Source organism: Streptomyces sp. NPDC058001 (genome assembly GCF_042886315.1).
GTDB lineage: Bacteria > Actinomycetota > Actinomycetes > Streptomycetales > Streptomycetaceae > Streptomyces.
In genome coordinates, this window is sequence record NZ_JBHVQT010000011.1 from 354745 (window position 1) to 378949 (window position 24205).

Below are 24205 nucleotides of genomic sequence, written 5' to 3' on the forward strand. Positions count from 1 at the left end.
TCCCTGAGAAGGAGGTCGTGTGGAGACCTCGGAACGTGCACGGCTGGACGCGTACTTCGCTCGCGTCGCAAAGGAGTTCACCCCTGCAACCGTCCCATCCGCCTTGCTGGTCACTCATCTGCTGGCCGAGCGCCCCGCCTTCGTGAACGCCGTGGGCAAAGTGGCGAACCTCCGCGCGGTGCTGCCGAAGCCGCGTTCCGTGCACCCACCCGCGCGCAGGGAAGTCGAACAGACCTACCCGGTGGACGAGTTGTCCAGAGGTCTCTTCGCGGACCCGGACACCGCGTTGGCCTACCTGGAGACCCGCGCGGCCGGCGAACCCGTCGTCCTGCTCGACGTGGGCGGGTACTTCGCGCCCTCGCTGGACGCGCTGTGCGAACGGTTCTCCGGGAAGCTGCTCGGCGTGGTCGAGGACACCGAGAACGGCCACAAACGCTACGCCGAGCGCGGCAAGTTGCCCTGCCCCGTGGTGTCCGTCGCACGATCCCCGCTCAAGGACCCGGAAGACTTCCTGGTGGGGCAGTCCGTCGTGTTCTCGACGGAAGCCCTGTTGCGCGGGCGCGGCGACATCCTGCACGGACGGCCCGCCCTGGTACTCGGCTTCGGCAAGCTCGGCAGCTCGATCGCCCGCCTCCTGCACGCCAAGGGAGTCCACGTCACGGTCTACGACGTGGACCCGGTACGGCGTGCGCAAGCCCTGTCCCAGGGGTTCAGCGTTGCCCGGGACCGGGACGGCGCGTTGCACAGTGCGGGACTCCTCCTGTGCGCCACGGGTTCCCTGTCCCTGCGGGGCGAGGACTTCCCCGAGCTGAAGAACGGCGCGTACGTCGCCACCGTGACCAGCTCCGAGGACGAGTTGGAGTTGGCGGGCCTGCCGGACGGCTACAGCAAGAGCAGCGCGGGAGAACACGTCACTCGCTACAGCACGACCGGCCACTACTTCTACTTGCTCAACGGGGGAAACGCCGTCAACTTCCTGCACGGCGCCAGCGTGGGACCGTTCATCTTCCTCGTCCAGGCCGAGATCATCGCGGGCGTACGCGTTCTCGCGCGTGGTGGCCTCGAAGCCACCCTGCACGAGATACCGGCGATCGACCGAAGCACCATCGCCGCACTGTGGCTCCACTACTACAACAACAGGTGACCCCACCATGCCGATCACACCCCAGCACATCCGCGAGACCGTGACCTACTACACCGACGCCAACCCCGCCGAGAACACGGCGCTCTCCGTCATCCTGAAAGGGCTGGACCAGGGCGACGACCTCACCAGTCGCAAGACGTTCCCGCTCCACGTCACCGCCGGAGCCGTCCTGGTCAACGACCACGGCGACGTGCTGTTCATCCGGCACAACACGCTCGGCACCTACCTCACCCCCGGCGGGCACCTGGAAGCCCAGGACGTGAACCTCATGGGCGCCGCCCTACGGGAACTCACCGAGGAGACCGGCATCCGGGCGAGCATCACACCCCTGTCACCCCACCCGGTCCACATCGACGTACATGACATCCCCGCCAACGACACCAAAGGCGAACCCGCCCACCAACACGCCGACATGCGCTACCTGTTCGCCACCACCGGACCCGTGAACGTGACCTTGCAGGAAGAAGAGGTCAGCGCCTCCGAGTGGCGAAACCCGGATACCCTCACCGACGAGACCCTGCGCGACCGGGTCCGCACCGCGATCCGACAGCCCCGGTAATGGCGGCGACCCACATGCGTCAATGCGAAGCCACCACCCACGTACCCCCCGCCGGACTTCTCGTCGCGATCCTCGCGGGGCAAGGGCGAGTCCTTGGCAGTGAACTCGCCTACACGCCCCCCCGCGTCCGCTGCGAACTCGGGCACGGACACGACGGCGAACACGCCGACCACGTATGGGACTGGGACCACAAACCCACCCACGCCCTCTGGGCCCACTGGACGACCGCCCAACCCCTCCGGTTCGAGTCCTTACCCTGGTGCGAGGCCATCGGTGGAGTAGACCAGGACGCCTGCACGCTCTACTGGGATCACGTCGCCCCACACGCGTGGGACCTGCACGACCCCGTGACCGAAGCCCTGCGCCGACTGGTCATCACCGAACATGATCAGAAACCGGACTAGTTGGGAGCCCGCGTGGGTGAGAAACCCTTTCTTTACGTCGTCGTCTGCGCGGCAGGAATCGCCGGTGACGTCGGGACCCTGATCGCCGCCGCCCAGGACGCCGACTGGGAGGTGGGCGTCGTCGCCACCCCGCAAGGGCTCGGTTTCATCGACGCGCCGGCCGTCGAGTCCCGTACGGGGTACCCGATCCGGTCGGCCTGGCGGGCCCCCGGCGAACCCCGCCCCCTGCCCCCGCCCGACGCCATCGCCGTCGCCCCGGCCACCTTCAACACGGTCAACAAATGGGCGGCCGGGATCTCCGACACCCTCGCCCTGGGCATCCTCTGCGAAGCACACGGCCTCGGTGTCCCCATCGCCGCGCTCCCGTATCTGAACGCCGCCCAAGCCGCCCACCCCGCGTACCGGCAGAGTCTCGACCGGCTACGCGACATGGGCGTCCTGTTCGGTACGGAGCCGTTCCGCTGGACGGAGGCCCTCGACCTGCTCAGTCCGCCGACGGGCGCCGGCCCGGAGCCGGGCCCAGCCGGGTAGCGATATCCGTGAGGATCTGGACGTAGTCCTCGTGGTCGAAACTGAACGGCAGCCATGAGGTGGTGAGGCAGCCGACCCTTTCCGCCCCCAACTCAGCTCAGGGACACGCCAACCCACGCGCCGATCACCGCCGTTTCAGAAGCCCCGTAGCACCCGGCCGGGGAATTCGGACTGGCGCGCAGGGGATGAACGCGCGGGGATCGCGGTGTGTGAGGGGACCGGTACCGGCACTCTGCTGAGGGTCGGGACCGAGGGTCGACCTCGCTGCCAGGGGGAGCACATGTGACGGTTGAACGAGCCACCGGTACGTCCGCCTCATACGCATACGAACGAGCCACCGGCATTTCTGCCCCGTCGTCGGTCCCGCCCCCTCGTCACGCGCCGGCGCCCCACCCACCCGCCGAGCAGCCCCCGCCCCGCACCGTCCCCCGCCACGTAGCCTGCGTGATGGACGGGAACGGCCGCTGGGCCGAGCAGCGCTCCCTGTCGCGTACGGCAGGTCACCGCGCGGCGGAATCCGCGGTGATCGACGTCATCGAGGCGGCGCGGAGCGCGGGCGTGGAGTGGCTCAGCCTGTACGCCTTCTCCACCGAGAACTGGCGGCGCCCGGCCGGCGAGGTCGACTACCTCATGCGCCTGGTGCGCCGCGTCGTACGCAAACACGCCCCCCTGCTGCACGCCCGAGGCATCCGCTGCCGTTTTCTCGGCGCGACGGACCCGAGGATCCCCGCCCCGCTGGCCCGTGACTTCGCGGACCTGATGACGTTGACCGGCCCGAACCGGGGCATGACGCTGACCGTGGCGTTCGACCACGGCGGACGCGGCGACATCGTGGAGGCGGCGCGCTCCCTCATCCGTAGTGGCGTGCCCGCCGAGGCCGTTGACGAGCGGCACTTCGCCGCGCATCTGCCGTTCCCCGACACCCCCGATGTGGACCTGGTCATCCGGACCTCAGGTGAACAGCGCATCTCCAACTTCATGCTCTGGCAGGTGGCCTACGCCGAGTGGATCTTCCCGCCGGTGCTCTGGCCCGACTTCCACGCGCCGCACTTCCTGGAGTGCCTGCACACGTACCGGCAACGTGACCGCCGCTTCGGCGGCGTGCCACCGCGAGCGAACGGAGACCGCCACCCGTGACCCCCGAAACCCCGTCCCCCGGCTCCCTGTTCGGCCCCGACTCGCAGTTTCATCTCTTCTTCAACGATCCGCGCTGGGCCCTGGCCGTCCTGCGGGCGACGGTACTGGAGGCCGCGCACCCGCAGATCGGCGCGGCCCTGATCGACAACTCGACGTTCGTGGCGCACCCGTGGCGACGGCTGCGCAACACCCTGGTGAGCCTTCAGCGGATGTTCGGCCCCGACGAGGAAGTCCGGCGGAAGGAGGCGGCGCGGCTCAACCGTATGCACGCGCGGTTGAGCGGTACGGACGGACGGAACCGGCCGTACGACGCGATGGACCCCGAGGTACGCGCCTGGGTGGTCGCGACCGTGTTCGAGAGTTCCGTCACCATGCGCCGCCTCAGCGGACAGCCGCTGGACCCGGCCGCGACGGAGCGGCTGTACGCCGAATTCCACGGATTCTTCAGGGCCTTGGGGGACCGGGGCGGCCATCTGCCGCCCACACTGCGGGAGTTCTGGCAGTACTACGACCGCATGGTCGAAGAGGAACTGGAGAACACCGAAGCCCTGCGCATCATCCTCTACAAACTCTTCGACCACCTCCCGGCACCGCCGCTCCTGAACGGCCTGCCCACCGTGTGGGCGGCGGGCCGCGCGCTCGCCGGCCCGGTCGTCGGCACGGTCACCGTGGCGTCCCTCCCCGAACCTTTCCGCCGGCGGGCCGGTCTGCCCGAAGTCCCGGGTGCCCAGGCGCTGATGCAGGGCGCGTACCTGGCCGCCGGCCTGACCCGCTTCCTGCCCGACAGCTGGATCACGACCGAGAACATCACCGGCCTGCTCTATCTGTCCCCCGACAGCGACGACCCGCGCGCCGCCACCCTCATGGCACTACGCGACCGCATGCAGCGGGCGGCGGCCCTGTTCCGACTGGTGACACCGTTCCCGGCACAACACGGTCCGGCGGACGAGACGGGCGGCGGCGGTCGGAACGCCGAGCAATTCTTCACGGACGTACTCGACCAGACCGGTGACGGCTACCTGGACTGGCCCGATCTCGCCGCCATGGCACGGGAGTTGTCGTCCCGCCTGGATCTGGACGAGCCGGAGGAGACCAAGCTGTACAACGCGTACGCGGACTGGTGGCGGGAACTTCAGGCGGCACTCGACACGGACGGGGACGGTCGTATCAGCAGGGAGGAGTACGCCACCGCCGTGCCCTCCCTCGCCGGTCCTGCACTCATCAGGTTGGCGGAGGTCCTCTTCACGGCCACGGACACGGACGGCAACGGTTCCATCGACGCGACGGAATACCGCTCCCTGTTCCAAACCGCCTTCCACCGCGACAAACCCACCACCGAACCCACGTACTCCCGCACCGCCTTCGTCAAAGACTTCCTCGCCTTCATGACAGCCCGATCCCACACCACACCCTTCGACCCACTCCTTACGGAGGCGTAGCCGGATCACCGAACCCGCAGGTCTCCGGCGCCTGTTCACACCCTGCGCCAAGCGCCGAGGAGATCCTCGGGACCGTACGCGGCCTGGAGCCCGGAACAGGTGATCCCGTTGCGGGAGACCGCCACGAGCGGTACGGGCTCGTCGGTGATCGCCGCCCGGTGCTTCTGCAGCGCGGCCAGGTCGTGGTTGTCGAACGGGGACTTCTGCAGCCACTTGACCGACCCCAGAAAGAGCAATTGCCTGGCCACCGGCTGCCGGTCGGCTCCCACCAAGTCGATTTCGACGTCGTTGCTCCGGGTCCAGTACCCGCCGATCGCCGGGGCGGCGGGCAGGTGCCCGTCCGGCAGGAGACGGGCGAGGGATTCCCGGACCAGAGGCTCGATCGCGCGGCCCCGCCAACTCGTCCACTGCTCCTTGATCCGGCTCAGGGTGAGATCTCCCCGCATCCGCTCGATCTCCGCCATGTGCGGATCCAGAAACGCGAGCCAGAACCGCAGATAGGGGTCCGCTACTCGGTAGCGGCGTTCCTTCGACGGGCGCAAGGAGAGTGGCAGCTCGGCCGCCACCACCCGTTTCTCGGTCAGGACGTCCGTGGCTCGGGTGAGGGTGGTGTGGGCGATGCCGCCGGCAGCGCGCGCGATGTTGGTGAAGGTTCGCTCCCCGGCACCGATGGCCCGCAGGACTTCCCTGCTCATCGCCTGCGGTGGAAACTCCGCGGCCAGCGACCGCTCGGCCGAGACCAGCAGCGCAGAGATCGGGTTGTCCAGCGAGTCGCGGAGGAACTCCCAGATGTCGGCTCCGGCCCGCCACTCCGCGCAGATCAGCGGAAGACCGCCCGTGACCAGGGCGGCGTCGAGGGCGTCCGCCGGCGACAGGGCGAGCATGTCGCCGATGTCGGCCGGGTTCAGCGGCCCCACGATCATTTCCCGGCCGCGCTGGTGGAAAGGGCGGTCGTAGCTGTTCAGTGCCTCCATCATCGACAGGTCGGATCCGACCAGGAGGAGGAGTACGGGCTTACGGCTGAGCAGCCGGTCCCAGGCCCGTTGCAACATTCCCTCGAAGGCGTCGATGCGGTCCGTGAGATATGGAACCTCATCGATGACGACCACGCTCGGGGTGTCGTCGGGCAGGACCTCCGCAAGCAGCCTGAACGCCGCGTTCCACTGCGCCGGGGTCTCCTCCGAGAACAGTCCCCGCTCCGGCAAGGTGGACCGGGCGACGGCATCGAGCAGCTCGGTCAGTTCGTCCTCCGCCGTGCCGCCCGCCGCGGTGAAGAAGAGGTACGGCGTCTCGGTACGCCGCAGGAACTCCTCGACGAGACTCGACTTGCCGACCCGCCGCCTTCCCCGCATGAGGATGCATTGACCTGGTTTCGCCGATCCGGCGGCATCCTGAACTGCCTGGAAGGCGTCGCGGAGCACGTTCAGCTCCCGGTCCCGCCCGATGAAACGACGCATGGGAATGCTCCTGCGGTCGGTAGTATCGATAGAGATACTATCGCCTTCGCTACCATCTTCTCTCGCCCCGGAGGACTCCACGGTCGTAGACCGGATTGTCAGTGCCCACGGCTAGGTTTTCAGACGCGCGGTCGGCTTCCGAGGTGTCCATCTTTGTGAAGCGGCTGCATCCCCGACTCTGTATGGGGGTGGCCCGGGAGCAACCCGGGACCCAACCTACGATCGGGCTTCGTCGATGGCTAAGAGCGGGACCTGCCAGCGCCGACCGCGCACCCATCGCCACCACGGGTCACGGGCAGAGGTGGGGCTGCCTTTCTGCCTGTCTCTCTACGTGTCCACGGGCCCCCGCTTCAATGCCACTCCTCGGGATCGAGGCCGGCCGCGACAAACCCGTCCCCCGTGATGACGGTCAGGTCGGGCCGCCCAATCCGGAGTGCGACCTTCTCGACCTTCCCGCGATCGAATTCACGGAACTCGAAAACGAAGTGTTCGGCAATGGGGGGCCGATTCAGGGGGACCCCGTCGAGATCTACGGCCGAATTCGCACGATCCGCAGCCTGACAGAGGACCGATACGAACAGGGGAGCCCCGACAGTTGCCGATGAACCTCGGCCGCCCCTTCGGGAACGAAGACGGTCCACGGGCCCGAGGTACCCGTGAGGTCGAAACCGGTCATTCCTGAGTCATCCCCGCAGCAAGTCGGTGATCGCCTGCTCCGACCAGTGGCCCGCCGCACCCGGGCAGGCCGCGACATACGAAGCAACCGCCTCCACGTCCCACACCCCGGCCGAAAGCAGTCCCGCCGCCAAGTAGCGCAGGTACGGCGCTGACGGAGGGTTCCACCGAACGTCGTTGAGACCCCAAGGGGCCGTGAAGGTCAACACCGGTAGCCCGTCCACCTGCCCCGCACAGACCAACGTCTCGTATCGCCCGTCGCCCAAGGCCGCCGTCCCTCGGGTCAACACCTCGGTGAGGTCGATCGCCGAACCTGGCTCCCGGTACATTTCCTGACTCGCGACATCCGAGAACTGTTCCGCCGTCACCAGGTGCGCTCTCGCCAGCACACGACCGTCGGCTTTCGGGTCGTAGAACGCCCTCCCGCCTCCCCATACCGGCGACTCGGTAGCGAAATACATCACGCCGGCAAGCTCCACCGGGATCGAACGGCTAGGCATCTTCGGGTCCCTGCAACCGGGGTAGATCCTCGTCGTGCCGATCGGACGGCCGCCCTGGATATAGACCCGCAGACGGTCCACATGCGTGTTGGATCCGTACGACGCGTACCAGACATATCCCGGGCCGAGATCGTCCGGCATGACGACCGGGTCGATTCTTCGCAGTGCTTCCACGCGCGGCAACTCCCGGAGAATCGGCGTCATTCTCGGCGACCTGACCTGCGGTGCAGGGGGTGGACGAGCCCTCGGAACGGTGCGGTACTGAAGCGAATGCAACCAGAAACGCATCCACGGGGCACTCGTCACGAGACGCTGAAGCCGGCGACGGCGGATGATCTCCAGCCGCCCCGCCCCGCCCTGCCGCACGGCGCGCGCCCGAAGCGCGTCGATGTGCCGGTGGTCGGACGGCGGCTCGGCCAGGCACCTGGCGACCCCACCGACCGCCGCCGAGCTGACCGCCGTGGCGGAACCCCGGCTACGCGGACTGACGGGCGTCGCGCTGACGAGAGCCGACGGCGGCGGCGAGATCCCGACCCTGTCGCGCGACCCTGTACTGAGGCGTCAGCGCACGTCGACGTAGTCGGCCGCGCTGGTGGCGACGCCGGTCGTGGAGTTGCCGAAGTACACCCAGCGATAGGAGCCGTCGACCGAGGCGGTGACCGTGGTCTTCAGCCCCCCGGTGCTGCTGGTGGTGGCCTTCTTGACCGTCTTGAAGGTGTCGGTGCCCTTCGCCCGGAACTGGAGGCTGACCGTACGGCCGCTGTAGGCGCCGTACTTCTTCGTGCTCCAGTTGGCCCGAGTCAGCTTGCCCGTGACGGTGATCGGCTTGCCTTTGGTGACCGGCTCCGGCGAGGCGTTGGTGGTGGCCTTGGCCGCGCGCTTGAGCTGGGCGGTCATGGACCGCGTCTCCCGTTCCGCGGCCTTGAGGCCGCCGTCGGCCTTGAACAGCCGCAGCGAGACGCCGACCTTCCAGGTCGTGGCGTCGCTGTTGGAGTCGACGTGCTCCTGGCTCGGGTGCGGGTCGATGTAAAGGTTGCCCTCGCAGCGAGCGTGCTTGGAGTCCTTCTCGTAGCAGATGTAGCTGCCCGGCCCGATGAAGTTCTCTCCGGTGTCCGCCGCTGTCGTGATGCTGCCGCGGTAGAGGAAGGGGAACGCGTCGTAGCGGAAGGGGTCGTCGGTGCTGTACCCGGGAGGCAGCGCGATGTTGAAACGTATGGGCGGCTCCACCACCTTCGACGTGCCGGCGACGATCGGCTTGCCGTCGTTGATGACGATGTCCGACACGGTGATACCGGTGTCCGCCGCGTGAGCCGCCGGCGCGTTCAGCACCGAGAACGCCAGTGCCCCCACGAGCGTGGCCACCGCGACGGTTCGTCTGCCTGTTTTCATTCACACCTCTTCAGGAGGATGCCTTTACAAGAGGCGGCAGCTTATCTGAGGCGTTCATGCCCGCTGGCCCTGAGCGCCCAGCTCACGGTGTCCGGGCAAGGGCCGGCCCCCAGGGGCCGTGGCGGTCAGCTCTCCGCGGTCCGTGCTTCCCGGCCGTGGACGTGCTGGGATCCGTGCTGTACGGCGAGCACGGTCGCGGAGTCCCGGGCCGTGTTCGTCTGCTCCAGGAAGCGCGCTTGGCGACCGTCCGCGAGGGTGCCGCCGACGGAGTCGACGAGGCGGGCGAGCAGGTCGCGGCTGGAGGGCTCCCGGCGCAGCAGCGCCGCCAGTTCCTGGGTCCAGTAGCCGTACAGCGCTCGCCGTACGTCGTCGGGACTGGGGGAGTCCCGTACCAGCTCGGCGTTACCGTCGAGCTGGGCCTCCAGCGCGGCCCGGCGCCCGCGGCGGAACATGCCGGTGATCGCGCCCCTGGTCTCCTGCCATGCGTCCGTGGCCATCGCCGTGACCAGCGCGGCGGCGCCCGCCTGGGCGAGTACGGTCAATTCGTCGTTCACCGGGGCTCCTTCACGATCCTTTGACGACACGGATGTTCATGTCGCCGTTCTGCGTGGCGTAGATGACACCGTTTCCGGAAGCCCTGCTGACCTGCTTCGAGTCACCCCGCGACCGGTCACGCTTCCTGGTGGTTCCCTTGCCGGCGGGCGCCTTCGGTTCCCCCGGTGGCGTCCATCCGGGTGTGTGGAGCCAGGCATCGGCGGTGAGTTCCTTCAAGGTGAAGCCCACTTTGTGGAAGGCGGCCGGATCGATGCCCTCGTATCCGTGCCGCACCGTCTCGTCGTAGAAGTGCTGCGACATCAGCAGCGAGACGGGCACCGTCTGTGGCGCCCCGGCCAGGGCCTCGCGCGCGGGAGGGGCGTCGAGAAGCCGGGCCAGGGTCTCCAGCGGGGCTCCGGCGACCTCGCCGGACGGCATGAGACAGACCTCTCCGGCGTGCAGCGCGGTGCGCATGCGGATCCGCGTCGGCGGTTCCTGGGTGCGGTGGTTGTGGTCGCGCAGCAGATCGGCCAGCTCGTGGACGAGTGGGTGGACGAGACTCGCCTTCCGCGTCCCGGCGGGCGCGGTCACGCGCAGACCGTCGCCCAGGTCCTCCCGTACGCACGCGTCCCAGTCGATGCCGCTTCGCGCGAACGCTTCGCGGAGCAGGGTCTGGAGCGTTTTACGGTTGCGCACCAGCGCCACGTTTCCCCGTCCGGACGACTTCTCGATGTCCACAGCCAGGACGGCCCGGTACTCCCACTGTGCTTCCATACGGCCCTTCTTCGAATCGGCGGCGGACGCGGCACGGCGCGGAGCGCGGGTTCACGCGCTCCGCGCCGCCGTCCCCCACCTCGACTGTGCCCCCGGTGTACCGAGAGGAACTCGTAGGAATACAGGGTTCTGTGGAGTACGCGTGCGATCGGTGTGAGTTCGCCGACGTGACCGAAGCCCCGGGGCGCACACTGAGTCGGGCGAAGCGAGGGGACCCGGGGGGGGAGGTGGGACCCGGGGTAGAGGTTGGACCCGGGGAGAGGTGGGGCCATGGACGGCGGACGTCGCAGTCGCGCGGAGAACGGGCGGCCGTACGAGGAGCGGGACTGGCCTGAGTCGAGCCTGCTCGGCCGCCTCGGCCCGGCCGATCGCAACCATCTGCTCACGTTGGGGGCGCGGGTGCCGTACCCGGCCGACCGCGTGCTCATGCGGGAGGCTGAGCGGACCGACCACGTACTGATCCTGCTCCGCGGGCTGGTCAAGGTCACCGGTCACGCCGACGACGACCGCGACGCACTGCTGGCCGTACGCATGCGCGGGGACCTGCTCGGCGAACTCGCCGCCCTGGACGGACAACCGCGCTCCGCCACGGTGACCACCTGCGGGCCCCTCGTCACGCAGAGCGTGACCCGGGCGGAGTTCCTCGCCTGCCTGCGTGACCGGCCCCGGATCGCGCACGCCGTCAACCAGTCCGTCGTGGCCAAGCTGCGTGCCGCCAACACCCACCGCGTCAACTTCATCGGCTGCGACGCCGCCACCCGGCTGGCCCGGGTGCTGCACCATCTCGCGATGACGTACGGCGAACCGGACGGCAACGACGGCGCGGTGATCCGCTGGCCGATCACGCAGCCCGAACTCGCGACCCTGGCGGGTGCGTCCGAGCCCAGCGTGCAGAAGGCGCTGCGCAGGCTGCGGGAAGAGGGAGTCGTCACCACGGGGTACCGCTCCATCCGGGTCGAGGGCCTGGCGCGGCTGAAGTCGATCGCGTTCCCAGATCCGTGAACTCCCCTGTGGGGAACGGTAGTTCGGGTCAATTGTGTGTACCGAGTGGCGAAGATGAAGGGGCCCGTCACAAAACCGTATTTTGACGGTGGAGCCGTGTGAGCCTGTGGCTAGCGTGACGCCTGCCCAAGGGAGCGATCACCACAACGGGGTAACCATGGCGAGCATCGACGAAGACGACAACGAGCAAACCGGCAGTCAGCGAACCGGCAGTCAGCAGACAGATAGCCAGCAGACAGGTAGCCAGCAGACAGGCAATCAGATCACCATCAGCGGGGATGCCACCGCGCCGGTGATCGCCGGGAACCACATCGCGTACATCGGCGCGCAGCACGGCTCCATGGTGAACGTGCTGGTGGAGGGCGAGCGGCCGAGGCCGCAACGCCGCGAACGGGTCGAGCTGCCCCCGCGGGCGCAGAGCGCCCCGCTCGGCCGGGCCGCCGACCTCACGTCGCTCGACGCCGCGCTCCGGGGCAGCGACACGGTACAGCTGTGGGGACCGCCCGGCATCGGCAAGAGCGCGCTGCTGCGGCACGCGGCCCGCACGCTCGCCGCGGGGCCCCACGGGAAGCTGTTCCTCGACGCCGCCCGACGTGAGCCCGAGGACCTGGCCCAGGACATCTTCGAGGCATGCCACGAGACCCACGGCTACGCCCCGTCCCACACCGAACTGCGCCGCCTCATGGCGGGCATGAAGGTGACGGTGTACGTCGACAACGCCGACTACACCGCGGAACAACTGCGCATGGTCATGGACGCGGCCCCGGACGCGACCTTCGTCTTTGCCGGGCGGGAGAGTTCGCTGCTGGGCTCCGACGGCACAGCGCAACGACTCCAGGGCATCGACCGGGACGCCGCGACGGAGTTGCTGGCACGGGAACTGGGCCGTCCCGTCGCCGATGCCGGCGAACAGGAGACCGCCGCCGCGCTGTGGGAGACCGCGTCCGGCACGCCGTTACTGCTGCTGCGCGCGGCGGCCGTGGCCCGGCTGGACCCGTCGGGCGAGGCCGTACTGCCCAAACCCGGCGCGGTACGGGACCTGTTGCCCCCGCTGTTCGACCGGCTCGACGGCCACTCGCTGCGCGCCCTGCATCTCCTGGCGACCCTCGCCGACGCCGAGCTCGCGCCGGTGCACATCGGCGAGTTGAGCGAGACCTCGGATCCGTCGGTGCTGTGCGAGGGACTGGCGAGGCTGGGCCTGGCCCAGGAGACGGAGCTGGGCTATCGCGTGGCCACGGACGTCGTTCCGGCGTTGCGGCAACGCGAGGGCCTGGTGCCGTACTCGCTGGAGCGGCTGTGCACGTACTTCGCGGAGTGGGCGGCGCGGTCGACGACTCCGGCGGTCCAAGTCGCCGATCACGCCCAGGTGTTGGAGGTGGTGGCGCAGCTCGCCGAGAGGGCCGGGCGGGCCGACCTGGCGGTGCGGGTCATACGGGCCGCCTCACCCGCCCTCGCCCGCTCCCTGCGCTTCGGCGTCTGGGGGCGTCTGCTCGACCAGGGACTGCCGGCCGCTCAGCGGGCGGGGGACCGCCAGGCCGAGGCGTACTTCACGCATGAGCGGGGCATCCGGAACATCCTGACCGGCAACCGGGTCCTCGCGGCGGTGCTGTTGGTGCAGGCGGGGATCCTGTGGCGGCAGTTGGGCGATACGCAGGGGGCGGAGGCGGCATCGGCGGCCCAGCAGTATGTTCCGGAGCAGGCTCCGCCGCCTTCTGACGGGGGGTCGGGGTCGGCGGCACAGGGTGACGGGGGGTCGGGGTCGGCGGCGCAGGGTGACGGGGGTGCTACGTCGCCGGATGTGAGCGGCTCGCAGCCCGGGGGTGATGCGGCGCCTGGGCCGGATGCGGGTTCTTCGGCGGGCGATGTGACGCCGGCACCGGATGCGGGTTCTCCGGCAGGCGATCTGACGCCGGCACCGGACGCGGGTTCTGCGGGAGTCGGCCCGACGCCGGTGCAGGACGTGAGCGGTTCCGTGCTGCCGGATCCGGCACCTGCGCATGACACGAGTTCCGTGGTGCCGGATCTGACGCCGGTGCAGAGTGCGACCACGCCGGGAACCGGTATGCCTGTCGATCCCGGAACGGCCGTGTCCCATGCGGCCTCCTCCGGAGCGGGAACGGCGGCCGGTACCGGAGCGGCGGCGGGTACCGGAGCGGCGGCCGGTACCGGAGTCGCCGTGGTCCTCAAGGTGGCCGCGGTGATCGCCGCCATCGCCATCGGAGCCGTCGCCATCGAGCAGAACCAGAACGCGTCGGACCGTGCCACGGACACTCCGGCCGCCGCCGTCACCACGCCGGACCTGGGCCTCGACTACACGCCGGACCCCGTGGACACGGCCCCCGCCGATCCGGAACCGGAACTGGAACCAGAACCAGAACCAGAACCAGAACCGGAGCCGACCGGGCTGGCGGGGACGTGGCAGAACAGCAATGGAGAGACGCTCCAGTTCACCGAAGCGGGATACGGGAGCTACACATTGACGCAAACGGACGGCTGCGGAAACCCCACCACCGTCGAATACACCGGCAGCGGCGACACCTACAGCGGAACGGCGCCGATGTACGCCAGCGATCAGTGCGACCTGGCCCTCGGTCAGGTCCGTACGACGATCACGATCGGTTCGGACGGCGACAGCGCCGAAGCCACCCAGGAAGTGGCGTCAACGGTCGATGAGACGGTGACGTGCACCAACTGCGAGTCATTCACCCTGACCCGCGCGTCATAGCCGAACGCCCCGCCCTACCCCAACCGAGGAGCCCCGCCCATGGCCCACAAGCCCCCCAGCCAGAACAAGATCCACATCGGCGGCAACGCCTCCGGCCCCGTCGTGGCCGGCGACAACATCCGCGTCAAGGTGACCCAGCCCGCCGAGACGACCCAGACCAACACGGCCAAGGAAGACGGCACCGTCTACGCCGCCACCAACGGCGACATCCACATCCACCACGACGAGGCGGGCGAAGAAGGAGAAGAAGGAGGGGACTGACGGCGCCGACTCTGCTCCCCCCCCACGGAAGGACCTGACCGAAACAGCCGCAACCACCGTACGGAGCATCGAGCAGGAGGTGGACCGCACCTGCCGAGCGGGAGAAGAGGGCTGGTTCGTCAGGTGCAGTGGGTGCGAGTGGGGCTCCTGAACGGTGCTGTACGCCGGTGAATGAGACCAGAACCGAGACCAGAACCGAGACCAGGCCCAGGTCATACCTTCTTGACGACGATCCTGTCGGGAACCAGCCGCTCCAAGTCGTCCACGTCTGATGTGAAGACTGTGACCTGCCCCTTCTGCTGTCGCGCGATGACGGCGAGTACGGCGTCGATCGCGAATTTGTGGCCGTGCAGCCCCGCGTCGGCCAAGAGCAAACGGGCTTGTCGGGCTTCGTCCTTCCCGATGTCGGCCACACTGATACGCGAGAGGACCCAGTCCCAGCGTTGTTCGGTGGTTCTTCCGTCGTACGCCTCGACGAGTGTCATCGGCGAGGTCACCACCTCGGCTTCCCCGTCGGCGGCCAGCGCGAGCCGGGCGATCATCATCCGATCCCCGCGCACGGCCAGCGACAGAGCCTCGCAGTCGAGAACGAAAACGCGCAGCGGCGGGCTGTGATCGCTGCTCCGTTTCTTCACGCGGCTTCTCCCGCGCGGTTCTTTCTGGCGGCACTGCGGCGCTCATGCTCGGCGTCGAGATCGTGCAGCTCCTCGCGTACCGTCGCCCGCTCGCTCTCCGTGACCGGCCCGTGTTCTTCTTCCAGCCAGCCGACCAGTTCCCTGAGCCGGTCGCGGTCGCGCTTGAAGCGCAGAGCTTCTGCGACGTACGCCGACATGCCCCGCTCTGCTGCCTCAGCACGGATCTCCTCCAGGAGATCCTCGGGGATTGTCACCGTCACCTTCTTGGTTGCCATATTGAGCACCATACTCCGCGTATCGACCGCCTTACCAGTCTGTGGTCCGGGGAGCGCGAAGATCGCAAAATATATGGTTGATCCGACAGAAGCCCGTCGTACGCAGCGCGAGGATGTACCTCGCAGGCTTCGTATCCGCCAACTTTCAGCGGGGCGGGGGCCGGTGCGGGCCGCGACGCGGCCCGGCGACGCGGTCGCTCAGCCGGACGACCCTGATATCGAACTGGCCGTGCCCGTCCTCCCAGGCCGCGACCGGTTCACAGCCCTCGTCCTCCAGGCCGCCCGCCGTGGCCTCGTCGAGGAGGGGTATCAGCCCCTCCTCGCCGTTGGTGCAGAAGTAGCCGAGGTGGGTGCGGAGTCCGGGGTGACCGATCGCGGCCAGCTCCTCCTCCCACTCCTCTTGGGGCTCCGTCGTGAAGGGCAGCAGGTCCTCGGGTCCGTGGCCGGTGGCGAGAGCGACCCGCAGGGCGTCGAGGAGGGTGCCGTCGGAGACGAGCCGGGGGAAGAAGACAGTCCAGGTGCCATTGAAGGCGGAGGCGGCGAGATCGACGCCGTACCGCGCCACCAGCGGGGCGAGGTCGGCGCCCCGGACGAGCCCCCGCGCGAAGCAGACGGCGTGGAGGGCGGCGGCGAAGTCCTTTGGGAGCGCTGTCCGCGCCCCCTCGGGTGCCCAGAAATCGAAGAACGATCCGCTCGCGTCAAAGACCGGCGTCTGGTCGGTCTCGTCGAACAGGACCCAGTCACAGACGACCGGTTCGGCGCCGCTCAGAGCAGCGGGACGTACCCAGGCGGCGTCCTGCCGGAACCCGGTCTCGTACAGCAGATTGCCGTCGACACAGGCGGCGTAGACCGCGTCGGGGTCGTACTCCCGCAGGGGGCGGCCGAGCAGAACGGCGAAGGCGTCGGCGAGCTGCCGGTCCCAGTCGCCGTCCGGAGACGTCCGGGACACCGAAGGGGCCCGGGAGTCCACGGGTGCAGAGGGTTCACGTGTCATGGCAGCACCGTAGTGCCGCCCTCCGACAACCGGGCGCGACCTGGTGCCGCATCAGGCAACGTTCGCCCTGTCGTGGGCCGGCGGTGCCATCTCGCGCTGAGTGGCAGGGTTTGAGGCCGCGCGGATGGGCGGGCGGCGTCGCGTGCCGATGGGCGGCGCCCGCCCATCCGCGCGGCCTCTTACTCGGCGTCGAGCTGGTGGTCGGCCCAGAGGTAACTGAGACCGCGAGGTGCCGGATGGGTGGCTCGCGTCGTTCGGCGGATGCTGCGCGGCAAGATTCCTACTTGTTTGATAATGTCCGTTCCATGAGCGAAATTCCTTACAGCGTCGGCGAGGGACCGGCCACCAGGGTCAGTCTCTCCCTCCCCGAGGGGACGGCGGAGGCGATTCGCCGACGGGTCGGCAAGCGTGAGTTCTCCGCGTTCATCACCGAAGCGGTGGAGCGCGAGCTGCGCGGTCAGATCTTGGATGAGTACCTGGCCGACTACGAACGTCGTCAGGGGCCGATCTCCGAGCACGAGCAGGAGCGGGCACGCCGGGTCTTCGACGAGGTGTTCGCCGAGGAGGGGCAGTGGCCCGCCGCAAGCTGAGCCACGAAGGCACCCTCGTTCTCGACTGCGAGGGCCTGTCGAAGTTCGTCAGTGATCACGAACCCGTCGTCGCCCTCATCGCCGAAGCCCGCAAGCGGGGCATGGAGGTGGTCATCAGCGCACTCACCATCATCGAAGCGGTGCATCGCCGGACAGACAAGGCGCGGCTCGCCTGGGTCCTGTCCGGCGTTCGAATCGTGCACATCGGCGACGAGGAGGCCAAGGCCGCCTCAGCCATGCTGATCAACGCTGGGCTGCATGGTCACAAATACGCCATCGACGCTGCCGTGGCCGAGACGGCGCTGCGTCAGCGCCGCCCGGTCGTGATGCTCACCTCGGACATCGACGACATGACGAAGCTCTGCGGCGACAGAGTGCGCCTGGTCACCGTGTAGTCGACGCCCAGGACCCGAACGCCGGGGACTGAAGGTCGGCCCGTATTGCCCGGTGAGAGCAATGGCGGAGGATACGAGATTCGAACTCGTGAGGGGTTGCCCCCAACACGCTTTCCAAATGTTCGTCTGGGGGTTCTGGGGCGTACGGCAACGTCCTGACCTGCGGTGCAGCTGGTCCGGGCGGGGGTTCTGAACGGTGCTGTACGCAGGTGAATGCAACCAGAACTGCAACAACGGAAGTGGAGCAGCGTGAGTGTGTCCAGCTTCTGCTCGTGGTTCCTGGTCAGCGGGGAATCGCCTCGTTACTCGCCCTTCTGCGACCAGGCCGCGGTGAGCGCGGTGACCGGGTCACTGTCGGCCGGTGCCGCGGGCCACCATTCGCCGTCGTCGTCCTGGAGGTAGGGGTACCAGCGGGCGTCGGGGCCCAGACGCAACTGGATGCCGTGGTGGGTGAGGGTGAGGCGGTTGCGCCAGGCTCTGAGATGTGTGGGGGAGTCGGTCATTTCGGAGAGGGCCGCGTCCAGGGCGGTGCGGGCGGCCTTCATCACCGCCGGGTCGGGGGCGTAGGGCTGTTCGGCGACGGTGATGCCCGTGGGGCCGCCGTGGCGCCAGGCGCGGGTGAGGCGTGCGAAGGCAGTGGGTTTGGCACCGGTGTTCTGGATCAGGTGGTGGAACCACTCGGGTCCGGGGTTGCTTGCGGAGATGCGGACAGCGTCCTGGTGCTGGGTCAGATGCAGGTCGCCGGTGTCGCCCGCGAGGAGCCGAACGGCGCGCGCGGTGGCGTCGGCCATGAGGCGTTCCAGGTCCGCGGCGGCCAGGCCGGTGCCGGGTGGCGGGGCGACGGGCAGTGCTGTGGTGTGGGCGGCGGGTTGCGGGAGTTCGGGCAGTTCGGGGGGCTCTTCGGCCCAGTGGGCGTACGCGGCGGCGGCCGGGATGCCGGCCGGTGCCGGTGGGGCGGCGGGCTCCTGTGCTGCCGTACGGAGTGCGCGCAGCTGGGCGAAGACCTCCTCGCGACCGCGGCCGCGCAGTGCGAAGAGCACGAACGGGTCGGTGTCGATGGTGGCGGCGATGGCGTAGCAGAGCGCGGCGGCGTGCTTGCAGGGGTACCCCCAGTCGGGGCAGGAGCATTCCGGATCGAGCTCGGTGGGCAGGGGGAGCAGTGGGACGCCTGCGTGCCGGGCGTCGTCCACGAGTTCGGCGGGCATCTCGTCGTCGAGAAGTGCTGCGAGATGTCCGGCGCGGGCCGCGATTGTGTCGAGCAGGGTGTCCCACTGAGGGTCGGTGAGGACGGGCAGGTGGACTGAGGAGCGGTACGGGCGCGGGCGGCTGCCCTGGACAGCGGCATTGACCTTGCCCGGAGCCACGGTGACCGGACCGACCATGCCTTTGCGGGCGTAGGTGCGTCCGCGCGCGAGCCGTCCGGCGTCCAGGGTGGAGTCCTCCAGGGCGGCCACCCGTGCCTGGCCCCACCAGGTCGCGGCGAAGGCTCGCTTGCCGCGGGCGGGCGCCCGGCGGGGGCCGGGGACAGCGGGGCTCATGACTGCCTTCCCAGGGCGACGAGTTCGGCGAGGTCGGCGTCGGACAGTTCGGTCAGGGCTGCCTCGCCGGAGCCGACGACGGCGTCGGCGAGGGCGCGCTTGGCTTCGAGCAGCCTCGCCACCTTGTCCTCCACGGTTCCCTCCGCGAGGAGCTTGTGTACCTGCACGGGTTTGTCCTGGCCGATGCGGTAGGCGCGGTCGGTGGCCTGGTCCTCGACGGCGGGGTTCCACCAGCGGTCGTAGTGCACGACGTGAGTGGCGCGGGTGAGATTGAGTCCGGTGCCCGCCGCCTTCAACGACAGCAGGAACACCGGCACTTCACCGCGCTGGAAGCGGTCCACCATCTCCTCGCGCCGCGCGACAGGGGTGGCACCGTGCAGGAAGAGCGCGGGGATGCCGCGCTCGGCGAGATGCTTCTCCAGCAGAGCTGCCATCTGTTTGTACTGCGTGAAGACCAGCACGGATTCGCCTTCGGCGGTGATGGTGTCGAGAAGTTCGTCGAGCAGGTCGAGCTTGCCGGAGCGGCCCCGCAGGGGAGTGGACTGGCGCAGGCTGTGCTCTTTCACATACTGGGCGGGGTGGTTGCAGATCTGCTTCAGCGCGGTGAGCAGCTTGAGTACCAGACCGCGTCGGGCGATGCCCTCCGACTCCGCGATCTTCGCCATGGTCTCGCGGACCTGTGCCTCGTACAGGCTGGTCTGCTCGGCCGTCAGCGGGACGATGTGGACGGTCTCGGTCTTGGGCGGCAGTTCGGGCGCGATGCCGGGGTCGGACTTCTTGCGGCGCAGCAGGAAGGGACGTACGAGACGGGACAGGCCCTCGGCTGCCTCGGGATCCTCGCCCGACTCGATGGCGCGGGCATGCCGGTCACGGAAGGCGGTGAGTGTGCCGAGCAGCCCGGGGGTGGTCCAGTCGAGCAGTGCCCACAGCTCGGAGAGGTTGTTCTCCACGGGGGTGCCGGTGAGGGCGACGCGGGCGCGGGCAGGTAGGGCGCGCAGTTCGCGGGCGGTGACAGCGTAGGGGTTCTTGACGTGCTGGGCCTCGTCGGCGGCCACCAGCGACCAGGCTGTCTGGGCGAGCACTTCGCGGTCGCGGCGCAGCACGCCGTAGGTGACCAGGACGATCTCGTCGCCGGCCAGGTCCCCCAGGTGGCGGTCGCCGCCGTGGTAGCGGCGTACGGGGGTGAGCGGTGCGAATCTGGCAGCCTCGCGCTGCCAGTTGCCGAGCAGGGAGGCCGGGCAGACGACAAGGGTGGGGCCCGCGGTGGTGGGGTCGCTCTGGCGGTGCAGGTGCAGAGCGAGCAAGGTGATGGTCTTGCCCAGGCCCATGTCGTCGGCGAGACAGCCGCCGAGGCCGAGTGCGCACATCTCGGCCAGCCAGGCCAGGCCGCGTTTCTGGTACTCGCGCAACGTGGCCTTGAGAGCGGCGGGCTGGGGCACGGGGGTGCGGGACTCGGGGTCGCGGATGCGGGCGACCAGGTCGCCGAGCGCACCGACCGCCGCACAGGGGACTCGGTCGCCGTCCCACTCGGCCTCGCCGGTCAGCGCGGCGCTCAACGCCTCCATGGGGGTGAGCGGTTCCATCCGGCGGCGCTTGGCGCGGGCCACCAGCTTCGGGTCGGCGAGCACCCACTGGTCGCGAAGCCGGACGAGGGGACGGCGTGACTCCGCGAGGGCATCCATCTCCGCCTCGGTGAGCGGCTCGCCGCCAAGGGAGACTTGCCAGCGGAAGTCGAGGAGGGCCTCGGTGTCCAGCAGGCCGTCCGCGGTGGAACCGGGGGCGGTGCGCTGCCCGATCTCCGCGGTCGCGGTGAGCGCCTTGACCAGGTCGCGCGGCCAGTGCACGTCGACACCGGCCGCGCGCAGCGCGTCGGTGGCGACCCCAAGGAGATCGAAGGCTTCGTCGTCGGTCAACCGGAGCTGATCGGGAGCGGCATCGTCGAGCAGCCTCCGCAGCGGGGGCCAGGCGCGGGCGCCGCGGCGTAGGGCGAGCAGGGTCTCGGTCTCGGCGCGCGGGCCGAGCAGCCGCTCCACTTCGGCCGGCTCGCTCCACAGCCGTGCGGCCTCGATGACGAGTGCCGGGTCCGCCGCGGTGTGCAGTTGCAGGACGGCCCGGAACTGCCGTCGGCGTCCTTCGGGTACGTCGACGCGCAGGGAGACACTGACCTCGGCGGTGAGCGCCGCCTGGGTTTCCTCGGCCCATTCACGCAAGGTGGGCACGGCGCGGGCCTCGCGCCAGGCGTACGGCAGCGCTCCCATGGCGAGTGGCGCGGCCGGGGTACGGACCAGATCGTCGGCGACCGCGTCGCAGAACTGGCGTACCAGCGCAGCCGGTTCGGCGATCCGTACCGGAGCAGGGCCTGGCTCGGGCAGGCAGTGGGCGTGTGGCGGGAAGGCGGCGGCCAGGGCGTCCAGCGTCTGGCGCTGGGCGGCGGTGAAAGGGCCCGCCTGCCAGGTGTCGTAACCGGCGGGGGTGAGGGCCGGGTGGAGGCGGCCGTCGGCGAGCAGCCGCAGCGCGAAGCGAGTGGCGGCCTGCCAGGCGGCGCCGGAGGGATGCGTCGGCTCCGCATCGGCCAGGGCGGAGACAGCGACGGCGACAGGCAGCGCGTAACCCTCGACCCTGCGCCGCCTGACCGAGCGGCCGTGTGGCAGGACCAGCTCCACCGCCTCGATCTCAAGGCCGGTGGGCGCCATATTGTCTCCGGCTGCTGCCCCGGTCGGTTTCCACAGCAGCAGACGCCCAAGGCGGGCGGGCTCACCGGGCAGGAACACCGCCGCCCAGCCGGCGCCGAGCAGCTCCCTCACGAAGGCGGATGTTTCCTGCCGGGCCAGCGGGGGTGCGCTCCTCGCGCCCGTACTCGGCTCTCGTACGACGACTCGTGCCACTCTCTTCCGCCCTGTCGCTTGCCGGGCCCTCCCCTGGGCCCTCACTACCGAACCCCACCAGGCAACGTCGCACGCTGGCAACCGCGAGCCTCGGCTTGACTGCTGGCGACGGCGCCACGACGGATATGCCGCTGCTGAACACACCGGTCCTCAACCGTATGGTGCGGCGCTACGGTGAGGCCGTGAGCACCTGGGAACCAGCCGCGCTGGAGGCATTGATCGAAGAGGCCACCGTCGACGCCTACGGCGAGGATGAGCAGCTCACCGGCTTCTTCACGATGATCGAGGAGAGCCTTGCCGTGCCGTTCACCACGACTGTTCTCGGCGTCGAGGTGAGCGTGGTCGGTGTCGATCTGACCGAGGACGGGCGCGTGGTCGCACGCTGCGCCCGGGGGTCGGTCCGACAGGACATCGGAATTCTGGACCTGCCGCTGCCGGAACCCGCCCCCGAGGGCTGGCAATGGATCGAGGCATACCGCTACTGGGCCCGTTGAGCTGGTGCGTCGTACAACTGCCCAGCTGAGCCCTATGGAACGGAGGTCGCCCCGACTGCCACTGACTGGACCGGCCGCGGGAACAGGGAGGAGATAGCGCGCATACTGAAGTATGCTTGCCGCCATGGCTGACACCACACGCATCACGGTGACACTCCCCACCGAGCAGGTGGCGGAGCTGAAGAAGATCACGGACAACATCTCCGGCTACGTGGCCGAAGCGGTCGCCAGACAGATCCGGCACCAGCTTCTGGGGGCCGACCTGCGCAGCCACACAGACGAGCACGGGGCCTTCAGCGAGGAAGAGCTGGCTGAGGCACAGGCGCGGATCTTCGGTACGACGCAGGCCGCCGGCGGCGCGAGCGCCGCGTGAGCGGGCACATCGAGACCGTCGTCCTGGACAGCGAAGGGCTGTCGGCCTGGGTGGCGCAGGACCGGAAGGTTCTGGCGATGTTCCAGGTGTTCCACGACATGGGAGCGGACCTTGTCGTCAGCGCCAACACCATCGTGGAGGTGAGCCACGCAAGGGTGAACCTGGCCCGACTGCAGTGGGCGCTCTCCCGGGTCAAGGTGGAGCCGGTCACGGAGGCAGTGGCCAAGGCGGCGGCACAACTGCTCAAGGGCGCCGGTCTGCACGGACACAAGTACGCGATCGACGCCACCGTCGCGGAAGCGGCTTTGCGTCAGCCTGGCCCGGTCGCCATCCTCACGTCGGATGTCGATGACCTGACCCGGCTGTGCGGCAGCAAGGTCCGGATGATCGGGCTATGACCGCGACATCGTCCCGGGACCATGGACCGATCCGCGTGGATCCGCAGAAACCAGAGTCGCCGCAGGTCAGCCCGCGATGGGTGAAAAAGGCGCCGACGGATGCGGGGGCATGACCGCATTCGGCGTCAAAGCTGTCGGGGCGCAACGCCGGCTGGCGGCTCAGGGCGGCGACTGCCTCTTCGTCTACGTCGTTGAGGACGGCCAACTCATCGTGTGGCTCTTGGCGGCCGGTAACCGTCGTGACGTATCCCGTCGGATGGCGTGGCTTCCCGCGGTCTGTGCCGGTCGCCCCATAGGGCGTGAGTGTGCGCCTTCCCTGCTTGAGGCAATGTCCTAAATGTCGCCCATCAATGCAACCGGAACTGCAACCAAGGCACGCCGAAGAGCCGGACCGCAATGAGCGGTCCGGCTCTTCGTTTCGCCAGTTCAGGCAGGTGCGGAGGATACGAGATTCGAACTCGTGAGGGGTTGCCCCCAACACGCTTTCCAAATGTTCGTGTGGCTGTCCGATGGGGTCCGTCGGCGTCCTGACCCGCTGCTGGACAATCGGCCGGGTGGTTCACGGACGTCCGCGAACGGAACTGAATGCAACCCAAACTGCAACCCTCGGGCCATCCCGCTCGTCGCCCTTCGGGCTGTTCGGAGAACGTTCTTGTGGGCGGACACGCAGGTCAGCACCTTGCGGCCGGAGTCTTCGGGTCACAGGACTGCGTACTGGCGTTCCTGTTCGGCATGGCGGCGATCTCCGTCGCCGCAGGGGTGCCGGGGTGGCTCTCCATCGTGATGATCATCGCCGGTGTCGTCGTGCACACGATCGGTGAGCTGTGGCACGCGGTAGCCTCGTTCGAGCTCAGCTTCGGACTGGCGCCTGCCCATGCGCGGGGCCAGTACTCCGGACTGAACGCCACCGGCGTCGGCGTGGGCAAGCTCCCTGGCCCCGTCACTTCTGGGCCTTTTCTGCCTCACCTGGGGTGTTCCCGGCTGGCTGGCGCTGGGTGGCGTCTTCGTGCTCGCGGGAGTGGCCATGCCGTATGCGATCCGGTGGGCCGAGGCACGTGCGGCGGTCGGACACAACACAACTCCCGCGCGTACCTGAC

General features: G+C 69.1%; 25 protein-coding genes. 15 read left to right on the forward strand and 10 right to left on the reverse strand.

Annotation, left to right across the window (positions count from 1 at the left end; genetic code table 11):
- Nucleotides 1–19 precede the first annotated feature (19 nt).
- From ACFVT5_RS28310 to ACFVT5_RS28335, 6 genes are all read left to right on the forward strand, one after another.
- Nucleotides 20–1144, forward strand: coding sequence for an adenosylhomocysteinase (locus ACFVT5_RS28310; RefSeq protein WP_389893789.1), 1125 nt, complete (start codon nt 20–22; stop codon nt 1142–1144).
- A 7-nt stretch (nt 1145–1151) separates the two neighbouring features.
- A complete protein-coding gene (locus ACFVT5_RS28315) occupies nt 1152–1703 on the forward strand; it encodes an NUDIX hydrolase (protein ID WP_389893791.1) in 552 nt (183 codons plus the stop codon).
- A gap of 14 nt (nt 1704–1717) precedes the next feature.
- Nucleotides 1718–2107 (forward strand): hypothetical protein, encoded by a 390-nt coding sequence (locus ACFVT5_RS28320; RefSeq protein ID WP_389893793.1) that lies wholly within the window; start codon nt 1718–1720, stop codon nt 2105–2107.
- Nucleotides 2108–2119: 12 nt separating this feature from the next.
- Nucleotides 2120–2638 (forward strand): flavoprotein, encoded by a 519-nt coding sequence (locus ACFVT5_RS28325; protein WP_389893795.1) that lies wholly within the window; start codon nt 2120–2122, stop codon nt 2636–2638.
- Between the two features lie 447 nt (nt 2639–3085).
- Nucleotides 3086–3775 carry a polyprenyl diphosphate synthase gene (uppS, locus tag ACFVT5_RS28330; RefSeq protein WP_389893797.1) on the forward strand — a complete coding sequence of 230 codons (690 nt, stop codon included), beginning with the start codon at nt 3086–3088 and terminating at the stop codon, nt 3773–3775.
- On the forward strand, nt 3772–5214 hold the full coding sequence (locus ACFVT5_RS28335) for an oxygenase MpaB family protein (RefSeq protein ID WP_389893799.1): 1443 nt from the start codon (nt 3772–3774) through the stop codon (nt 5212–5214). Before uppS ends, ACFVT5_RS28335 begins: the two co-directional genes overlap by 4 nt.
- A 35-nt stretch (nt 5215–5249) precedes the next feature.
- Here ACFVT5_RS28335 and ACFVT5_RS28340 read toward each other — a convergent pair whose 3' ends face one another.
- Complete coding sequence (locus ACFVT5_RS28340) at nt 5250–6671, reverse strand: ATP-binding protein (protein ID WP_389893801.1); 1422 nt, start codon at nt 6669–6671, stop codon at nt 5250–5252.
- A gap of 683 nt (nt 6672–7354) precedes the next feature.
- Nucleotides 7355–7987 (reverse strand): histone deacetylase, encoded by a 633-nt coding sequence (locus ACFVT5_RS28345; RefSeq protein ID WP_389893803.1) that lies wholly within the window; start codon nt 7985–7987, stop codon nt 7355–7357.
- A gap of 190 nt (nt 7988–8177) precedes the next feature.
- On the opposite strand from ACFVT5_RS28345, the gene ACFVT5_RS28350 reads away from it, so the two are divergent.
- Nucleotides 8178–8426, forward strand: a complete 249-nt coding sequence (locus ACFVT5_RS28350) for a hypothetical protein (protein ID WP_389893805.1) — start codon at nt 8178–8180, stop codon at nt 8424–8426.
- On the opposite strand, the gene ACFVT5_RS28355 is transcribed toward ACFVT5_RS28350, so the two are convergent.
- The 3 genes from ACFVT5_RS28355 to ACFVT5_RS28365 form a co-directional block, all read right to left on the reverse strand.
- Nucleotides 8408–9235 (reverse strand): hypothetical protein, encoded by an 828-nt coding sequence (locus tag ACFVT5_RS28355; protein WP_389893807.1) that lies wholly within the window; start codon nt 9233–9235, stop codon nt 8408–8410. The genes ACFVT5_RS28350 and ACFVT5_RS28355 overlap by 19 nt on opposite strands.
- A 125-nt stretch (nt 9236–9360) precedes the next feature.
- Nucleotides 9361–9789 (reverse strand): hypothetical protein, encoded by a 429-nt coding sequence (locus tag ACFVT5_RS28360; protein ID WP_389893809.1) that lies wholly within the window; start codon nt 9787–9789, stop codon nt 9361–9363.
- Nucleotides 9790–9799: 10 nt separating this feature from the next.
- Nucleotides 9800–10543, reverse strand: coding sequence for a hypothetical protein (locus tag ACFVT5_RS28365; RefSeq protein WP_389893811.1), 744 nt, complete (start codon nt 10541–10543; stop codon nt 9800–9802).
- Nucleotides 10544–10813: 270 nt separating this feature from the next.
- Between ACFVT5_RS28365 and ACFVT5_RS28370 the strand changes: the two genes are divergently transcribed.
- The 3 genes from ACFVT5_RS28370 (at nt 10814) to ACFVT5_RS28380 (ending at nt 14531) form a co-directional block, all read left to right on the forward strand.
- Nucleotides 10814–11545 (forward strand): Crp/Fnr family transcriptional regulator, encoded by a 732-nt coding sequence (locus ACFVT5_RS28370; RefSeq protein ID WP_389893813.1) that lies wholly within the window; start codon nt 10814–10816, stop codon nt 11543–11545.
- 157 nt (nt 11546–11702) lie between these two features.
- Nucleotides 11703–14270 carry an ATP-binding protein gene (locus ACFVT5_RS28375; RefSeq protein WP_389893815.1) on the forward strand — a complete coding sequence of 856 codons (2568 nt, stop codon included), beginning with the start codon at nt 11703–11705 and terminating at the stop codon, nt 14268–14270.
- Between the two features lie 39 nt (nt 14271–14309).
- Nucleotides 14310–14531: a hypothetical protein gene (locus ACFVT5_RS28380; protein WP_389893817.1), complete on the forward strand. Its 222-nt coding sequence runs from the start codon at nt 14310–14312 to the stop codon at nt 14529–14531.
- A 212-nt stretch (nt 14532–14743) separates the two neighbouring features.
- Here the strand turns inward: ACFVT5_RS28380 and ACFVT5_RS28385 are convergent, their stop codons facing one another.
- The 3 genes from ACFVT5_RS28385 to ACFVT5_RS28395 all read right to left on the reverse strand — a co-directional run bounded on the left by ACFVT5_RS28385 (nt 14744) and on the right by ACFVT5_RS28395 (nt 16435).
- Nucleotides 14744–15166: a hypothetical protein gene (locus tag ACFVT5_RS28385; protein ID WP_389893819.1), complete on the reverse strand. Its 423-nt coding sequence runs from the start codon at nt 15164–15166 to the stop codon at nt 14744–14746.
- Nucleotides 15163–15441 carry a CopG family transcriptional regulator gene (locus tag ACFVT5_RS28390; protein ID WP_389893821.1) on the reverse strand — a complete coding sequence of 93 codons (279 nt, stop codon included), beginning with the start codon at nt 15439–15441 and terminating at the stop codon, nt 15163–15165. Before ACFVT5_RS28390 ends, ACFVT5_RS28385 begins: the two co-directional genes overlap by 4 nt.
- Nucleotides 15442–15586: 145 nt before the next feature.
- Nucleotides 15587–16435, reverse strand: a complete 849-nt coding sequence (locus ACFVT5_RS28395; RefSeq protein ID WP_389893823.1) for a hypothetical protein — start codon at nt 16433–16435, stop codon at nt 15587–15589.
- A gap of 305 nt (nt 16436–16740) precedes the next feature.
- Here ACFVT5_RS28395 and ACFVT5_RS28400 point away from each other — a divergent pair, with 305 nt between their 5' ends.
- Nucleotides 16741–17025: a hypothetical protein gene (locus ACFVT5_RS28400; RefSeq protein ID WP_030973973.1), complete on the forward strand. Its 285-nt coding sequence runs from the start codon at nt 16741–16743 to the stop codon at nt 17023–17025.
- Nucleotides 17007–17420, forward strand: coding sequence for a DNA-binding protein (locus tag ACFVT5_RS28405; RefSeq protein ID WP_389893825.1), 414 nt, complete (start codon nt 17007–17009; stop codon nt 17418–17420). The genes ACFVT5_RS28400 and ACFVT5_RS28405 overlap by 19 nt, the downstream gene beginning before the upstream one ends.
- A 302-nt stretch (nt 17421–17722) precedes the next feature.
- Here ACFVT5_RS28405 and ACFVT5_RS28410 read toward each other — a convergent pair whose 3' ends face one another.
- Together ACFVT5_RS28410 and ACFVT5_RS28415 are read right to left on the reverse strand one after the other, a co-directional pair.
- Nucleotides 17723–18958: an SWIM zinc finger family protein gene (locus tag ACFVT5_RS28410; RefSeq protein WP_389893827.1), complete on the reverse strand. Its 1236-nt coding sequence runs from the start codon at nt 18956–18958 to the stop codon at nt 17723–17725.
- Complete coding sequence (locus ACFVT5_RS28415) at nt 18955–21762, reverse strand: DEAD/DEAH box helicase (RefSeq protein WP_389893829.1); 2808 nt, start codon at nt 21760–21762, stop codon at nt 18955–18957. Before ACFVT5_RS28415 ends, ACFVT5_RS28410 begins: the two co-directional genes overlap by 4 nt.
- Nucleotides 21763–22025: 263 nt before the next feature.
- On the opposite strand from ACFVT5_RS28415, the gene ACFVT5_RS28420 reads away from it, so the two are divergent.
- From ACFVT5_RS28420 to ACFVT5_RS28430, 3 genes are all read left to right on the forward strand, one after another.
- On the forward strand, nt 22026–22337 hold the full coding sequence (locus ACFVT5_RS28420; protein ID WP_389893831.1) for a calcium-binding protein: 312 nt from the start codon (nt 22026–22028) through the stop codon (nt 22335–22337).
- 124 nt (nt 22338–22461) lie between these two features.
- Nucleotides 22462–22710 (forward strand): hypothetical protein, encoded by a 249-nt coding sequence (locus tag ACFVT5_RS28425; RefSeq protein WP_389893833.1) that lies wholly within the window; start codon nt 22462–22464, stop codon nt 22708–22710.
- Nucleotides 22707–23108, forward strand: a complete 402-nt coding sequence (locus tag ACFVT5_RS28430; RefSeq protein WP_389893835.1) for a PIN domain-containing protein — start codon at nt 22707–22709, stop codon at nt 23106–23108. Before ACFVT5_RS28425 ends, ACFVT5_RS28430 begins: the two co-directional genes overlap by 4 nt.
- Nucleotides 23109–24205 lie beyond the last annotated feature (1097 nt).

Coding starts and splice junctions, on each gene's coding strand:
- ACFVT5_RS28380 (WP_389893817.1), top strand. CDS start 14,310: ATGGCCCACAAGCCCCCCAGCCAGAACAAGATCCACATCGGCGGCAAC.
- ACFVT5_RS28340 (WP_389893801.1), bottom strand. CDS start 6,671: ATGCGTCGTTTCATCGGGCGGGACCGGGAGCTGAACGTGCTCCGCGAC.
- ACFVT5_RS28375 (WP_389893815.1), top strand. CDS start 11,703: ATGGCGAGCATCGACGAAGACGACAACGAGCAAACCGGCAGTCAGCGA.
- ACFVT5_RS28345 (WP_389893803.1), bottom strand. CDS start 7,987: ATGCCGGACGATCTCGGCCCGGGATATGTCTGGTACGCGTCGTACGGA.
- ACFVT5_RS28395 (WP_389893823.1), bottom strand. CDS start 16,435: ATGACACGTGAACCCTCTGCACCCGTGGACTCCCGGGCCCCTTCGGTG.
- ACFVT5_RS28370 (WP_389893813.1), top strand. CDS start 10,814: ATGGACGGCGGACGTCGCAGTCGCGCGGAGAACGGGCGGCCGTACGAG.
- ACFVT5_RS28365 (WP_389893811.1), bottom strand. CDS start 10,543: ATGGAAGCACAGTGGGAGTACCGGGCCGTCCTGGCTGTGGACATCGAG.
- ACFVT5_RS28355 (WP_389893807.1), bottom strand. CDS start 9,235: ATGAAAACAGGCAGACGAACCGTCGCGGTGGCCACGCTCGTGGGGGCA.
- ACFVT5_RS28425 (WP_389893833.1), top strand. CDS start 22,462: ATGGCTGACACCACACGCATCACGGTGACACTCCCCACCGAGCAGGTG.
- ACFVT5_RS28315 (WP_389893791.1), top strand. CDS start 1,152: ATGCCGATCACACCCCAGCACATCCGCGAGACCGTGACCTACTACACC.
- ACFVT5_RS28410 (WP_389893827.1), bottom strand. CDS start 18,958: ATGAGCCCCGCTGTCCCCGGCCCCCGCCGGGCGCCCGCCCGCGGCAAG.
- ACFVT5_RS28320 (WP_389893793.1), top strand. CDS start 1,718: ATGCGTCAATGCGAAGCCACCACCCACGTACCCCCCGCCGGACTTCTC.
- ACFVT5_RS28350 (WP_389893805.1), top strand. CDS start 8,178: ATGATCTCCAGCCGCCCCGCCCCGCCCTGCCGCACGGCGCGCGCCCGA.
- ACFVT5_RS28400 (WP_030973973.1), top strand. CDS start 16,741: ATGAGCGAAATTCCTTACAGCGTCGGCGAGGGACCGGCCACCAGGGTC.
- uppS (WP_389893797.1), top strand. CDS start 3,086: ATGGACGGGAACGGCCGCTGGGCCGAGCAGCGCTCCCTGTCGCGTACG.
- ACFVT5_RS28390 (WP_389893821.1), bottom strand. CDS start 15,441: ATGGCAACCAAGAAGGTGACGGTGACAATCCCCGAGGATCTCCTGGAG.